This is a genomic window from Micromonospora sp. BQ32, from assembly GCF_059358895.1.
Map to the genome: position 1 here is coordinate 130,394 of NZ_JCADBI010000004.1, position 14,794 is coordinate 145,187.

General features: G+C 69.0%; 12 protein-coding genes and 2 pseudogenes. 9 read left to right on the top strand and 5 right to left on the bottom strand.

Going from position 1 to position 14,794, the window contains the following annotated elements; genetic code table 11:
- Positions 1-260: 260 nt before the first annotated feature.
- From AC5L30_RS10135 to AC5L30_RS10150, 4 genes are all read left to right on the top strand, one after another.
- Entirely contained in the window at positions 261-1,451 is a 1,191-nt protein-coding gene (locus tag AC5L30_RS10135; RefSeq protein ID WP_494867185.1) for an FAD-dependent monooxygenase, read from the top strand.
- Positions 1,451-2,236 carry a 2,3-dihydro-2,3-dihydroxybenzoate dehydrogenase gene (locus tag AC5L30_RS10140; protein WP_357571289.1) on the top strand — a complete coding sequence of 262 codons (786 nt, stop codon included), beginning with the start codon at positions 1,451-1,453 and terminating at the stop codon, positions 2,234-2,236. The genes AC5L30_RS10135 and AC5L30_RS10140 overlap by 1 nt, the downstream gene beginning before the upstream one ends.
- A 30-nt stretch (positions 2,237-2,266) precedes the next feature.
- Entirely contained in the window at positions 2,267-2,905 is a 639-nt protein-coding gene (locus tag AC5L30_RS10145) for an isochorismatase family protein (protein WP_357252353.1), read from the top strand.
- Positions 2,906-3,230: 325 nt separating this feature from the next.
- Positions 3,231-4,457, top strand: a complete 1,227-nt coding sequence (locus AC5L30_RS10150) for a 3-deoxy-7-phosphoheptulonate synthase (protein WP_494866708.1) — start codon at positions 3,231-3,233, stop codon at positions 4,455-4,457.
- Positions 4,458-4,556: 99 nt separating this feature from the next.
- On the opposite strand, the gene AC5L30_RS10155 is transcribed toward AC5L30_RS10150, so the two are convergent.
- Together AC5L30_RS10155 and AC5L30_RS10160 are read right to left on the bottom strand one after the other, a co-directional pair.
- A complete protein-coding gene (locus AC5L30_RS10155) occupies positions 4,557-4,814 on the bottom strand; it encodes a CGNR zinc finger domain-containing protein (RefSeq protein WP_494867186.1) in 258 nt (85 codons plus the stop codon).
- Positions 4,814-5,038: a hypothetical protein gene (locus tag AC5L30_RS10160; RefSeq protein ID WP_494867212.1), complete on the bottom strand. Its 225-nt coding sequence runs from the start codon at positions 5,036-5,038 to the stop codon at positions 4,814-4,816. The genes AC5L30_RS10155 and AC5L30_RS10160 overlap by 1 nt, the downstream gene beginning before the upstream one ends.
- A 152-nt stretch (positions 5,039-5,190) precedes the next feature.
- Between AC5L30_RS10160 and AC5L30_RS10165 the strand changes: the two genes are divergently transcribed.
- On the top strand, positions 5,191-5,556 hold the full coding sequence (locus AC5L30_RS10165) for a hypothetical protein (protein WP_494866710.1): 366 nt from the start codon (positions 5,191-5,193) through the stop codon (positions 5,554-5,556).
- Here the strand turns inward: AC5L30_RS10165 and AC5L30_RS10170 are convergent.
- Positions 5,537-5,950, bottom strand: coding sequence for a DUF6220 domain-containing protein (locus AC5L30_RS10170; RefSeq protein ID WP_494866712.1), 414 nt, complete (start codon positions 5,948-5,950; stop codon positions 5,537-5,539). The two genes, AC5L30_RS10165 and AC5L30_RS10170, sit on opposite strands and share 20 nt — an antisense overlap.
- Before the next feature lie 64 nt (positions 5,951-6,014).
- Positions 6,015-6,471 (bottom strand): annotated as a pseudogene (locus tag AC5L30_RS10175) (transposase); the annotation flags it as partial.
- Positions 6,472-6,989: 518 nt separating this feature from the next.
- Here AC5L30_RS10175 and AC5L30_RS10180 point away from each other — a divergent pair.
- Positions 6,990-7,262: pseudogene (locus tag AC5L30_RS10180) on the top strand (IS110 family transposase); the annotation flags it as partial.
- A 103-nt stretch (positions 7,263-7,365) separates the two neighbouring features.
- Positions 7,366-8,181, top strand: coding sequence for a DUF6928 family protein (locus AC5L30_RS10185; RefSeq protein ID WP_494866714.1), 816 nt, complete (start codon positions 7,366-7,368; stop codon positions 8,179-8,181).
- A gap of 36 nt (positions 8,182-8,217) precedes the next feature.
- On the opposite strand, the gene AC5L30_RS10190 is transcribed toward AC5L30_RS10185, so the two are convergent.
- Complete coding sequence (locus tag AC5L30_RS10190) at positions 8,218-9,006, bottom strand: DUF5984 family protein (protein WP_494866716.1); 789 nt, start codon at positions 9,004-9,006, stop codon at positions 8,218-8,220.
- 540 nt (positions 9,007-9,546) lie between these two features.
- Between AC5L30_RS10190 and AC5L30_RS10195 the strand changes: the two genes are divergently transcribed.
- Entirely contained in the window at positions 9,547-11,217 is a 1,671-nt protein-coding gene (locus AC5L30_RS10195) for a glycoside hydrolase family 10-like protein (protein WP_494866718.1), read from the top strand.
- A gap of 392 nt (positions 11,218-11,609) precedes the next feature.
- A complete protein-coding gene (locus AC5L30_RS10200; protein ID WP_494866720.1) occupies positions 11,610-14,570 on the top strand; it encodes a 3-keto-alpha-glucoside-1,2-lyase-like domain-containing protein in 2,961 nt (986 codons plus the stop codon).
- Positions 14,571-14,794: the final 224 nt, after the last annotated feature.

Sequence of the window (14,794 nt, forward strand, 5' to 3'; positions counted from 1 at the left end):
CGCGGCGCCCCGGCGTGGGTCGTCCGCGGTCGTCTGGGCGGGCGGCCGTAGGGCCGGTGACCTGCTGGGGCTGGCGGCCGACGTCGGTACTGCGGGTCCGTCCCGGGAGCTGGATCAGTAGCGGTGAACGACCCACGACGCCAGGGACCCTGATCCCACGTGAGGCGCTGACGAGCATGCCTGAGGTGGTCAAGCCGTGCAGCCTGTTCAGGCACGACGAGGACTGGGACAAGCGCTCCTCTACTACTGACGGGAACGACATGCCTCAGATACGGGTGGCTGTGGCCGGGGCCGGAATCGCCGGCCTTGCCCTGGCCGCCGCCCTTCGCCGGGCCGGAATCGACTGCCACGTCTACGAGCAGGCGGAGCACCTGACCGAGGTGGGCGCGGGAGTGCAGGTGGCGCCCAATGCCACCCGGCTGCTGCATCAGCTCGGCCTGCGCGATCGCCTGCGCGGCGTTGCGGTCGCGCCGCAGGCGATCGAGATGCGCCGCTGGGACGACGGCAGGCGGCTGCAACGCACCCCGCTGGGTAGTCTGTGCCGCAGCCGCTTCGGGGCGCCCTACTACACCATGCGCCGCGCGGACCTGCTTACCAGCCTGCTCTCCGTCGTGCCGCCTGACCGGGTGCACCTCGGCGCCCGCCTTGCCGCCGTGACGCAGAGCGCCGACGAGGCGCGGCTGCACCTGTCTGACGGTCCGACGGTCGCGGCGGACCTGGTCGTGGGGGCCGACGGCATTCATTCGATCGCACGTGAGCAGATCGTGGCCGATCGGCCGCGCCACTCCGGGCAGACGGTCTACCGGGGACTGGTGCCGGTCGAGCGGGTGCGCTTTCTGCTCACCGAGATCCGGGTGCAGTCGTGGCTCGGACCGGACCAACACCTCGTGTGCTACCCGGTGTCGTCGGGTCGGCAGGTGAGCTTCGAGGCGACCATGCCCGCCTCGGACAGGCGAGAGGAGTCGTGGTCGGCGCGGGGCGACGTCGCCCCGCTCGCCGCGGCGTACGCGGGCTGGCATCCGGACGTGACACGGGTGATCGACGCGGCGGAGACAATCAGCAGGTCGGCGCTGCACGATCGGGAGAGCATCGAGCGGCTCAGCTCGGGACGGGTGGCCGTCATCGGCGACGCCGCGCATCCGATGGCGCCGATCCAGGCGCAGGGCGCGAACCAGGCGATCGAGGATGCCGTGGTGCTCGCGGCGTGTCTGGCCGACGCGCGCCCGGGCGACCTGAGCGCGGCCTTGCGCCGCTACGAAGGTATCCGCCTTCCCCGGACGACGCGGATCCAGCAACAGTCCCGTGCCAACGCGGAGACATTCCACCTCGTCAACGGGCAAGCGCGGCATCGCCGCGACACCTCCGCCCAGACCGCATCCGGTCTGGACCGGCATGAATGGCTCTTCGGGTACGACGCCGAGCAGGCAACTACGACCAGCGGGAGCGCATGATGGAACTGACCGGAATCGAGTCGACGGTCGCACTGGTCACCGGTGCGGCGCAGGGCATCGGTGCCGCCGTGGCGGGCCTCCTGGCGGGCGCGGGGGCGCACGTCGCGGCCGTCGACCGCAACGCCGAGGCGCTCGACACCGTTTTGACCAAGATCGAGGCGGAGGGTGATTCGGTCCGCGGCTACCTCGTCGACGTGCGCGACAGCGAGGCCGTGGACGCGCTCGTGGGGCGCGTCGAGGACGAGCTCGGGCCCATCGGCGTCCTGGTCAACGCGGCCGGCGTCCTGCACACCGGCAGGGTGGTCGAGCTGTCGGACCAGCAGTGGAGCGAGACCTTCTCGATCAACGCGGGCGGGGTGTTCCACCTGTCCCGGGCGGTGGCCCGCCGAATGATCGGCCGCCGACGGGGTGCGATCGTGACGATCGCATCCAACGCCGCCGGCGTGCCGCGCACGGAGATGGCCGCGTACGCCGCCTCGAAGGCCGCGTCGGCCCAGTTCACCCGATGTCTGGGGCTGGAGCTCTCCGACTACGGCATCCGGTGCAACGTCGTCTCGCCGGGCTCGACCGACACACCCATGCTGCGCGCGATGCTCGGCGAGGCCGGTGATCCGCGGCAGGTGGTCGAGGGCTCGCCGGCCGCGTACCGCGTCGGTATTCCGCTTCGAAAGCTGGCCCAGCCGCGGGACGTGGCCGAAGCGGTCGCGTATCTCGTGTCGGACCAGGCCGGTCACGTCACGATGCACGACCTGTACGTGGACGGCGGCGCGGCCCTGCACGTATGACGTCGTCGGATGCCGAATAGGAGACGAACCATGGTCATGACCCCGATCGCGGCGTACCCCATGCCCGGTGACAGCGATCTGCCGAGTGCGGCGATGCCCTGGCGTCCGGATCCGGACCGGGCCGCCGTGCTGGTGCACGACATGCAGCGCTACTTCCTACGCCCGTTCCCGGCCGGGCAGTCCCCGCTCACCGACCTGCTCGCCAATGTCATGAAGCTGCTCGCGGCGGCCCGCGCGGCCCGGGTGCCGGTGCTGTACACGGCACAGCCGGGTGGGATGAGCCGTCGCGACCGCGGGCTGCTGCACGACCTCTGGGGTCCCGGCATGAGCAGCGCGGAGGCCGATCGCGGCATCGCCGACGACGTCGCCCCAGAGCCGGGCGACACGGTGCTGACCAAGTGGCGCTACAGCGCGTTCTTCCGCAGCGACCTGGAGGAACGACTGCGGGGGTCGGGCCGGGATCAGATCATCGTCTGCGGCGTCTACGCGCACATGGGGTGCCTCATTACCGCCAGCGACGCGTTCAGCCGCGACATCCAGCCGTTCCTCGTGTCGGATGCGTTGGCCGACCTGTCGCTCGACGACCATCTCATGGCGCTTCGGTACGCGGCGGATCGTTGCGCGGTACCGCTGACCACGGCGCACGTGCTGGCCGCGCTGGAGAGCTAGTGCCCCGTTTCACCAACGTTCGCGGGGTTTGTCGGTGGTGGTGTGGATCCTCGCCGTGGGTGTGGTCACCAGGCGGCTCGATGACGCGAACGCGCCATACCCGCTCTCCCGGACGCGGATTCCCAGCCCATTCAATGCCGCTCTCGGCAACGCAAAGACGTGATGCGCACACACCGGCGGCTGGGCCACGCTATCCGCGCACACCCCTCGACCGGGAGGTTAGCGCCGGCGCGACCGGGCCGTCGCCGGGCTCGTCTGGCGATCGGCTCGCGGCCTGCCGCGGCTCCCGCAGGCCCGTCTCGCTGATCTCTTGTGTGGAGGACAGATGCAGCAACCCAGCTCTACGGCGGACTTCGCCCCACTCGGTCCGTGGCAGGGCATGCCGGCGGCTCAACAACCGGACTGGCAGGACCACCCCGCGTACCACGAGGTCTGTCATTCGCTTTCCTCAGCGCCACCCCTGGTGACGACCGAGGAGATTTGGCAGCTGCGGGAGTCGCTGTCGACACTGGCCCCCACCGGCACTTTTTTGCTGCAGGTCGGCGACTGCGCCGAGAGCTTCTACGAGTGCACGCCCCGGCACACCTCAGACAAACTCGAAATCATCGACCGGCTGGGGGACAGGCTTGGTGAGCTCACCGGTCAGAGTGTCATCCGTGTCGGCCGGATGGCCGGACAGTTCGCCAAGCCCCGATCGCAGGCCATGGAGTGGCACGACGCGCTCCGCATCCCCTCCTTTCGAGGGCACATGATCAATTCGGACATCGCCGGGTCGAGGACCCGCAGAGCCGACCCGCGGCGCATGGTCTGGGCCTACGAGGCCAGCGACGCGGTACAGCGGGTGATGCGGAACTACCGCCAGGGAAACGGACGTACGGCGACGACGGAGGGCCCATGGTCGAGCCACGAGGCGCTGGTGGTCGACTACGAGTCCCGGCTGATCCGCAGCGCCCCGGACACCGACGACCTGTACCTGGGCTCGACCCACCTGCCCTGGGTGGGTGAGCGGACCCGCGAGCCGGCCGCGGCCCATGTCGCCATGCTCTCCTCCGTCGTCAATCCGGTGGGATGCAAGATCGGACCGGACGCCGACCCCGATGATGTCCTGCAGGTGTGCGAGGCGCTCGACCCGCGGCGCGAGCCGGGCCGCCTCGTCCTGATACCCCGGATGGGTCGGGACCGGATCCAGGAGGCCCTGCCATCCATAGTCCGCCGTGTGGTGAACGCGGGACACCCGGTGGTCTGGTTGAGCGACCCCATGCACGGCAACACCGTGAAAGCCTCGAACGGCCTGAAGACACGCCACCTCACCGACGTGATCACCGAGGCGCTGCGCTTTCGTGACATCATAGGGCAGAACGGGCAGCACGCCGCCGGCCTCCACATCGAGGTCGCGGCGGACGATGTGACGGAATGTATCGGTGGATCCGTGGAGAACGAGGACCAACTGCAGCGTCACTACACCTCACTGTGCGATCCGCGGCTCAACCCCGGCCAGGCCACCGAACTCATCGAGGCATGGGCCAAGGGAACGGCGATGGGTCGTTGCTGACCGGGCCGGTACCCGCATCCCTGGAAAGAACCCCTACGCACCGGTCCTGCGCCGCGAGCGGAACGCCGCGACCGTAGCCTGGTGTGGAGTGACGGTTGGTCAGTCCGGCTGCTGGCGGGCGGCATAGGCCCGTACCTTGGCCCGGTTACCGCAACTGGCCATGCTGCACCAGCGACGCCGGCCCCGCCGGTCGAGGAAGAGCCATCCGCATTCGACGGCCGGGCAGGCGCGTACCTCGGTGCGGGCGGGGGTGCTGAGCAGGTCGGCGGCGGTCCGGGCACCGGCCAGCAGCGGCAGCAGCAGGCCGACGTCGTCGGGCAGTGTCCAGCGGGCGAGTCCGTCCTGGTCCGACTCCATCACGGCCACAGCGGCGGCTCGCTGTGCCTGCTCGGCAAGCCAACGAAATAGGCGTTGTGCTGGACATGATCGCCCACCAGTTCGCGCACCGCCGTAACGACCATGGCCGCCAGGTCCATCGCCGGAGCGGGGGCCAGGATACCGATGTGCTCCAGCAGAGCCCGCGACGCCGAGAACCCGACATCGAGCAGGGCGCTGTTCTGGATGATCAGCTTCTCGAGCACGTGGTTCCCCGTCCCGGTCAACTCCGGCTACTGCCGGCCCGCAGCCGCGGCACAGTGGGCCGGAGGCATCACCATGCGAACCGCGTCGCCACCATCGCTGGTGATCCTCTACCGCTGCGTTTGAGCAGGTCACGGGCGCGAGGAGGTGCTCGATGAACCTCGTCGAAGCGCAATCTGGCGCGGTCAGCGTCTCAAGCCGCAGCGTCGCGAGGCTCGAAACTGACATTGAGACTTACACCCAACCGCTCCAACACCGGCAAGGCCGGCACGGTCCCGCCCACCTCCAATCGAGCGACGGCCGACTCCTGAACGAACACCAGCCCCGCCCGGCCAGCACCGCCATCGGCACCGCCCTGGCCGCCGTCAGCACCAGCGCTGCGGCGAGCAGCACGAGTGCGGGCCTGGCGCGACGCAGCGCCGCGGTCACGCCTGCGGCCGACCACGCGACGACGCCCAGCAGCGTGCAGGCGTGGTCCAGGACAATCAACGCGGCTGTGGTCATGACGCCGTTCGGCTGAGCTCGGCGCGCCGCCACGCGATCTGGAGCGACTGCTGCGCGACCCACACGGTCACGCCGAAGATCGCCAGCGCGTTCATCGCGTGCAGGCCGAAGACGATGTGCCCCGCCGCATCCTCCCCAAAGGACTTGGCGAGTGCCCGGATCATCCCCTGGACGAGCGTCAGCCCGGCGATCAGGGCCACCATGCCGATGAGCCGTCCGGGCATCCGGGCGAGCGCGGCGACGACCACGCACACGACGGCGAACAGGAAGATCGCGTTCCCGAGCACGCGGTGGGGCATGAATGCCTCCTCGTCGGGCACGTGCATGAACGCGCCGCTGGCGGCTAGGTAGAACACCGCGACCTCGGCGAGTAGCAGCAGCGACGTCAGGCCCGCGAGGAGCTTTTTCATGTCGCTGAGCGTAAGCCGAATGTGTCATTGGCGCAGGCCCGTCGGGTCTGATCGTGATAAAGGATCAGGTTCCCCTTCGGACCGGACACCCTAGGCCGTGTCCCATAGGCGGTCCAAGCCATTCATTGATCGCAACGATGTGGAGGCTGGCCTGGTAGCGGACGGCGAGCTTGTCGTACCGGGTCGCGAACGCGCGGTGGCGTTTCAGGCGGTTGATACCGCACTCCACAGCGTGCCGCTGCTTGTAGCTCTCGGGGTCGAAAGTCGGTGGTCTGCCGCCCTTCGACCTCTTCTTCCGCCGGTTCGCGGCCTGGTCGACCTTGATCGGGATGGTGGCCTGGATCCCACGTCGACGTAGGTGATCACGGTTGGCCTTGGAGCTGTACGCCTTGTCGGCCAGGACCCGGTCCGGTCTGCATCGTGGCCGTCCACCGCCCGGGCGTGGCACCCGGGATACCAGCCAGGACCGGGATGAACTGAGGGCTGTCATCCCGGTGGCCAGCGGTGAGCAGCATGGTGAGGGGGCTTTTCGCATGAGCTTCCCCCGCTTTGATGGAGCGGTGGTTACCTGCTGCCGGTTGGTGCAGGGGTGGTGGTAGGTGGCTCGGTCAGGCTGGTCTGTTGGTGGTGCCAGGCGGTCTCGTATTCGTCGGGGCTGAGGTCGCCCAGTTCTTTTTGGATGCGGCGGGTGTTGTACCAGCCGTAATGGCAACAGAGGACGCCCGTACCAGCCGATGGCCGTCGAGCCTGGGAATCGAGATCGGCGCCTTGTTGAAGGTCGCGGCCGCTGTTGACCTCTGTAACAACGTTGAGGGCTGGACCCTGGTTTCGGCGTGGGGCGCAGCGGCCGCGGTCGTCGACGAGAATGATCGGCCCGTGGATCGCCGGCGGGCTGAGCCTTGATTGGTCGCAGGTCGAGAGCCTTGCGCGAGTGCGGGCGCCGCCGGTGGCGAGGCGAACGCTCGTGAGATGTCGTGCGGCAAGCACTGTCCATTAGGGCGTCGCGCCTCGCTGTGGATGCAGACGGAGAGGAGTCGCGGTGACAGTGGTGGCGTGTGGGATCGACTGGGCGCAGGATCATCACGACGTGGCGTTGGTCGACACCAACGGCGTCGTCGTGGCCTCGGCCAGGATCAGCAACGACGCGGCGGGGCTGAGCCAGGTCCTGGCCATGCTCGCCGAGCATGACCCTGAAGGCGGCAAGCTGCCGGTAGCGATCGAGACGAGTCAGGGGCTGCTGGTCGCGGGGCTGCGGTCCGCCGACCGGCAGGTGTTCGCGATCAACCCGTTGGCGGTGTCACGCTACCGGGACCCGCTGCGACCGGCTTCGAGCTGTGGGCCTGTGCAGCAGATTTTACCGAGGCGAGGGTGAGCGCAGTCTTCGGTGATCATTGACGCTGGAGGGCCGAAGATCGATGGGCGCGAAGACCGCACTGCTCGCTTTCACCGAGGGTGATCTGCGCCCTGCTCTGTCGGGAGCGGTCCGGTCGGATCCAGCGGAGGTCATCGACCTCGTGCGCGGGCTGCATCCCGGCTACGAGGTGACACCGATCGGCGACGGCTCGCTCGGTGACCACAGTTATCCGCCGGACGACACCAGCTACGCGACCGTCCTGGCCGGCGCCGAACTGTTCTGCGACCTCCGGCTCGTCTGCGATCTCCCATCACAGCTACCGGCCAGGCTGCTCCGGCCTGGAGCGGGCCGGCGAATCATCATGTACGGGATGCACTCGGCCTCCGAGTGGCTGTGCTTCGCGGTGTGGGAAAACGGCGAGCTCGTCCGCTCGCTGAGCCTCTCCCCAAACGCCGGCATCGGAAAGAACATCGGCGAGCCGTACGACTTCGAGCTGCCGTACTGGGCGGGCGAGCATCCGGTCGAGCCGATGTTCTCCGAGGATCCGTACCCTCTTCCCTCCCATCCCCTGGATCTGGGTGAGCAGGCCCTGCGCGCACTTCTCGGTTTCATCATCGAGGGCCGTCCCGACCCGGACGAATTCGATCCGTTCGACATTCACCTGAACGGCTTCCGCGTCGCCGACCCGACCGGCCGAGAACGGGCGGAACGCGAGGCAAGGATGGAACAAAATCCTGCAGAGCATGAGACCGCCACGCCGCTACCGCATGATGCCCGACGGCACGCTGCGCGGACTTGGCGACGACGACTTCTGACGCCCGATACCGACTTCGGTGTTCGGAGTTCCGTGGCACCCGGCATCCTGAACTGCCGATGAGCGAATGCTGTCCCGGTCAGATGCTCGAAGAGATGCCTAGCCGGTTGGGGCGTCCGCCCGTTGAACGTCACCGAGCAGCAGGCGGGCACCTTGGCGGACAGCGTTCCAGTCGGTCTGGGGAGAGCGGTCGAGGTTCTTGGCAAGCCAATGCCGCCGGTCTTCGTGTTCCCGCCGCAGATGGACGAGGTCAAGGTCCACGCCAGGTGGCCCGCCGCGGCGTTCCAGCTCATCGACCCGCTGCCCCATGGTGTCGATCAGTTGGCGGTTGAGGGTGTGCACGGCCTCAAGGTATGCGGTGGTCGGGACGGTGAGTTGGACTCTGGGGTCGGCGGCGAAGAGGTCTCCGCGCCCGAAGTGCTCACCGGTGCCGGACAGAGACGAGGGGCCTCGACCTGCGGTGATGGAGGTCGAGCGGGAGTCCATGATCCGGCCGCAGACGCCGCAGCACACGAGGCCGGCTAGGAGGTAATGGCGAGGAGTGCCGGACGGCTCCAACACGGCCGTGCTGGCCGGCCCCGCCCGCTGCGAGGCCATGCACAGGTGGACACCGGGAAGCAGCGGCAGAATCACCGTCAACGCGATCCCGACGTGCAGCAGCCCGAACAGCGCCTCGATCCACCAGGTGGCGCGGTTCAGCAGGGCGAACGCGGCCGCGTAACCGAGGGCGAAACCCTGACCGACGCAGAGGTGGATGAAGAACCCGACGACCCGGGCCCGATCGGGATCGTCGGTGACGAGGGCCCCGAGCACCAACGGAATGTCGAGCCGGGTGAGGCCGGCCAGTTGCGCGGTGATCATCGCCGCGGTGAGCGCCACGGTGGCCACCAACCCGAACAAAGCCCATCCGGCCCAGTCCCTCTCAGCGGTGGTTGACGTCGCGGGCGTTCTCAGTCGGTACGGCCGCTTTGGCGGCGCAAGCGCCAGCGACGCCCGGTCTCCCGACGCAGGCGTCGGTCGGGCGCGCAAATGACCGGGTGTGAGCTGCCGAACCGCGGATCCGAGCTGTAGTCACCGGCACGCCGAGGTCCTCTCGGTCATCGCTCCACCCTCCGGCTGGACAAGGTGAAGATCCTGCGGGGCCGGACCGGACACCCGTTCCACACCAACAGGCGACGACAGTGGCCGCCCGGTTTATCGCCATAAGCGACCGGACCGATCACGCTGGCCTGCTCACCGAGATACGTGGAACGCCGTCACCATCACCCTCGGCGACCGCTTTCCACCAGCCGCTGAACCTGGTGCCCGCGTGACACTACCCGGACGGGCGAAACGGGGGAGCGAGCTGGCGTCGCGCCGGCCTTAGCTGACCGTTAAGTAACGGGCCGCCTGGTTCACCCGGTGAGCCATACTCGGCAGACTGTGACAATGCCCGCCGCCGAGCCGTCCGCTCTCACCACCCACCGTCGTCGTACCCAGGCTCTCGTCGCGGTGGTCGTCGCGCTCGCTGTGGCGCTTGGGGTGGGCGGATGGTCGCTGCGGCATTGGGTTGTCGGCGACGGCGGCGCACCGAAGACCGGGGACGTCGCCGCGTTCGGCGCGGCCCCCGACGCCGGCCCGGCGGGCGGTCCGCCCAGCTGCGCCGGCCAGCCAGCCCGGGCACCCCGCGAGCTGCGCGGCATGTGGATCACGACGGTGAACAACATCGACTGGCCGAGCCGGCGCGGGCTGCCGGCCGAGACGGTGCGGGCGGAGTTCCGGGGCTGGCTGGACCTGGCCGTGCGGCACAACCACAACGCGGTCTTCGTGCACGTACGGCCCAGCGGGGACGCGCTCTGGCCGTCCAGCTACGCACCGTGGTCGGAGTGGCTGACCGGGCACCGCGACGGCCGCGACCCGGGTTGGGACCCGATGGAGTTCATGGTCGCCGAGGCGCACGCCCGCAACCTGGAGTTCCACGCCTGGTTCAACCCCTACCGGGGCGGCCAACCGGCCACGGTGGGCGGCCCCGGACCGAGGCTGGACCAGCTCGCGCCGGCCCACCCGTTACGGCACCACCGCGACTGGGTGGTGACCTACCCCAGCGCCGACCGGCCCGGCAGCCGCCTCTACTTCAATCCGGGCATCCCGGAGGCGCGCACGTTCGTCGAGGACTCGATGCTGGAGGCGGTCCAGCGGTACGACGTCGACGGGGTGCACTTCGACGACTTCTTCTACCCCTACCCGGAGGCCGGGCAGGACTTTCCGGACGACGCGACGTTCGCCCGGTACGGCCGGCGCTTCGCGGACAAGCACGCCTGGCGCCGGGACAACGTGAACACGCTGGTCCGGGAGATGAGCGAGCGGATCAAGGCGATCAAACCGTGGGTGAAGTTCGGCATCAGCCCGTTCGGCATCTGGCGCAACGAGCGCACCGATCCCGCCGGCTCCGCGACCGCCGGCCTGCAGAGCTACGACGACATCTACGCCGACACGCGGCTGTGGGTGCGGAAACAGTGGCTGGACTACGTCGTGCCGCAGCTCTACTGGCACGTCGGGTTCGCCAAGGCCGACTACGCCAAGCTGCTGCCGTGGTGGGTCGACACCGTGCGGGGCACCAGGGTGCAGCTCTACATCGGTCAGGCCGACTACCGGGTGGGTGAGCGCGGCGCCTGGCGCGACCCAGCCGAACTGGACCGGCAGTTGGCCCTCAACCGCCGAAACGGCGTGCACGGAAGCGTGCACTTCAGTGCCAAGCAGGTCCGCGCCGACAAGCTCGGGGCGGTCAGCCGCTACCGCCGCGCGCACTACGCCGGCCCGGCGCTGGTGCCCACGATGGCGCAGCTCCCGGCGGCGCCGCCCGCCGCACCCACGCTCACCGACGCCCGGCGTGCGGACGCCGGCGGGGTGGCGCTGACGTGGCGCGGCGACGGCGCCACCAGCTACGCCGTCTACCGGGTGGACGGCGACGAGGCCCGGCTCGTCGGCACCGCCCGAGGAACCGGCTGGATCGATCGCACCGCCCCGACCGACCGTCCCCTCTCCTATTGCGTGTCCGGGCTGGATCGCAGCGGGAACGAGGGCCGACTCGGCACTCCGATCTCCGTCGCCGGGCCCTGAGGGATACCTACGACAAGGTGCCGACCGCCAGCCGTTGAGGCGTCCTTCGTCTGCGCCCCGCGCCGGTCGGTAGTCACCGCGCCACCGTGGTAGCGGCGTTTCGTCGGGCTCGCGCTGACCTTGCCTCCGCTCCGCGACGCCGCCACATGCCCCGCTCGCGCTGCCCAGATGCCACCAAGGTCATGGGCCAACAGGGGCTACTTTCATCCGAAAATCTGAAAGTTCAGCTTGATCAATGCAAAGTGATAGCGTCTGCGATCGATCTTTTGTGTTCCGAGACCGTACTGGCCCGTCCAGGGAGGAGAAAGCGCCTCCCACCTCGGCCAGGACCCCCACCGGGAGGAACCATGCCCGCACCGAACCGATGGCGCCGTCGCCGTCGCGTCAGTCTCGTGGCCGCAGGTGCCGCTGTCGCGGTCCTGCTTGCTGCGGTCCCCATCACCCCAGCCGGGGCCGCACCCATCACCGCCGATGTTCCGCCGCAGGAACCCGGCGTCACCCTGCGCTCGTACGACATGGGAGCTCCGCTGTCGGCGCTGTGCGACCTCAAGCCGGCACAGACACCGAACGTCGACAAGCTGATGCCGCAGGTCAACTGGACCACCACCGACGAGTTCGGCCTCTCCGACCGGTTCATCAGCCACGTCATCGCCAACCTCGCCGCGCCCGTCGACGGCGAGTACACCTTCCGGCTCACCAGCGACGACGGGTCACGGCTGACGATCGGCGATCAGCGTGTCGTCGACCACGACGGGCTGCACGGCGAAACCTCCAAGGAAGGGTCGACCACCCTCAGCGCCGGCCTGCACCCATTGCGCATCGAGTTCTTCGATAACGGCGGCGGCCAGGTCCTGCGGCTCGAATGGCGCCGCCCGGGTGCGACCAGCTTCGAGCTGGTACCGAACTCCGCGTTGAGCACCGACGCCGACGTCGTACGCGTCACCGCCCCGGGATGGAAGTACTGCGAGGGGGCCACCGACTCGGCCGGCGACGGCCTGCCGCTCGACCGGGTGCACCCGGGCTACACCCTCACCGACCTGCGCCCCGAAGGGCTTCAGCCGCAGGTCACCGGCATGGCGTTCCGGCCCGACGGCGACCTGATGATGTCCACCTGGGGTGGCACCGACAACGCGACCGGCGAGATCTACGTTGTCGAGGGCGTCACCGGACAGACCAGCCCCGAGCAGGTGACCTACCGTAAGTTCGCGGAGGGGCTGCGCGAGCCCCAGGGCATCGCGGTCGTCGACGGCACCGTCTACGTCAGCCAGAAGCACGAGCTGACGGCCCTGCGCGACACCGACGGCGACGGCCTCGCAGACGACCGCCGCACGGTTGCCACCTGGCCATGGGGCGGCAACTTCCATGAGTTCGCGTTCGGCCTGCTCTACCGGGACGGGTACTTCTACCTCAACCTCTCGGTCGCCATCGACCTGGGCGGCGCCACCACCGTGCCCCAGCCGGCGCCGAACCGCGGAACCTCGATCAAGGTGGACGCCAAGACCGGCGAGATCACCTATGTCGCAGGAGGGCTGCGCACTCCCAACGGGATCGGGTGGGGCCCCCGCGGGGAGGTCCTCGTCACCGACAACCAGGGCGGCTGGCTGCCCGCGTCCAAGCTGGTCCAGATCCAGCAGGGGGCGTTCTACAACCACTACACGACGCCCGCGGGTCCGTTCGACGACAAGGCCGTGACGCGTCCCATCGTCTGGATACCGCAGAACGAGATCGGCAACTCGCCGTCGACCCCGGTGCTGCTGAAGCAGGGGCCGTACGCGGGGCAACTGGTCGTCGGCGACGTGACCTACGGCGGCCTGCAGCGCGTGTTCCTCGAAAAGATCGAGGGGCAGTACCAGGGCGCGGTGTTCCGGCACACGCAGGGCCTGGAGGCCGGCGTCAACGAGGTCACCCTCGGCCCCGACGGCGCGCTCTACACCGGTGGTCTGGGCGCCGGCGGCAACTGGGGCCAGGAGGGCAAGCTCTCCTACGGCCTGCAGAAGCTCACGCCCAACGGCACTTCGGTCTTCGAGGTCAAACAGATGCGCGCGTCGCGTGTCGGGTTCGAGCTGGAGTACACCGAGCCACTGTCGGCCGAGACCGCGCAGGAACTCGCCGACGCGTACCAGGTGACGCAGTGGCGCTACGGCGCGACGAGCCAGTACGGCGGTCCGAAGCTCGAGCTGGAGACGCTCAAGGTGGCCAAGGCCGAGCTGTCGACCGACGGCCGCACCGTCAAGCTCAAGATCCCGGGCCTGAAGGAGAACCGCGTGGTGCACGTGCGCTCCCCGCGTCCGTTCTCGTCCGCCGACGGCGAGGAGCTGTGGAACACTGAGGTCTGGTACACGCTCAACGAGATTCCGGGCCGGGTGGTGCAGCCGCAGACCTTCTTCGAGGCCGAGGAGGGCCGCACGGCCGGCGTCGGCATGGCGACCGACCACGCCGCCTACTCCGGTGCCGGCTTCGCCGCCGGGTTCGCCCAGGACGGCTCGTCGACCAGGATCTCTGCCGATGTCCGCGAGGCCGGGACATACGACCTGGCGATGCGCTACAGCAACGGCCCGAATCCGTACTCCGGCGAGAAGCAGCTGAGCCTCTACGTCAACGGTGAACGGGTCGAGCAGACGGTCTTCCCCTCCACCGTGACCTGGGAAGAGTGGGGCACCGTCACCACCACCGCGCGCTTGAACAAGGGTCGCAACGTGGTCGAGTACCGCAAGGAGGCAGCGGACTCCGGGCACCTGAACCTGGACGTGCTCGCCGTCCGGCCACACGGCAAACGCATCACGCTGTTCAACGGCGGCGAGCTCACCGAGTGGCAGCACACCGACGGGCGCGAACCCTCGTGGTCCGTCGCCGACGGCGCCATGACGGTGCGTAACGGGGACCTGCGCACGGTGGATGCCTTCGGTGACTTCCGACTGCACGTGGAGTTCAACCTGCCGCTGTATCCGCCGGACGTGACCGGCCAGGCGCGCGCCAACAGTGGGGTGTACCTGCAGGACCGCTACGAGATCCAGGTGCTGGACTCCTTCGGCATCGACCTGCCGCAGAAGAACGACGCCGCGGCCATCTACACCCAGAAGGCCCCCGACGTGAACGCGGCGCTGCCGCCGCAGACCTGGCAAACGTACGACATCGTCTATCGGCAGGCCCGCTACGACGCATCCGGGCAGAAGGTCGCCAACCCTCGCGTCACCGTGGTGTGGAACGGCGTCAAGGTGCACGACGACGTCGAGATCCTCGGCCCGACTGGCGGCAGCCGGCCCGAGGGCCCGGCGACGGGTGCCATCCGACTGCAGGACCACGGCAATCCGGTCCAGTACCGCAACATCTGGATCGAGCCGCTGGACCGGTAGTTTCGCCAGTGGTCAGAACGCGGATGGCCGGGTACCGGTACGCCGGCCCGGCCGTCCGCGGCACAGCCTCTGCCCTACTCAGCAGGGCACGCAGGTGCGGACTTGAGTGCCGTCCTCGTCAGCGAGGGCTACTGCCGAGGTGGTCCAGGCGCCCACCGCATGCCCACTCCACGAAGACATCCGCGCCCATCGACAACACCGAGACCTCGATCCCGTCAACAGAT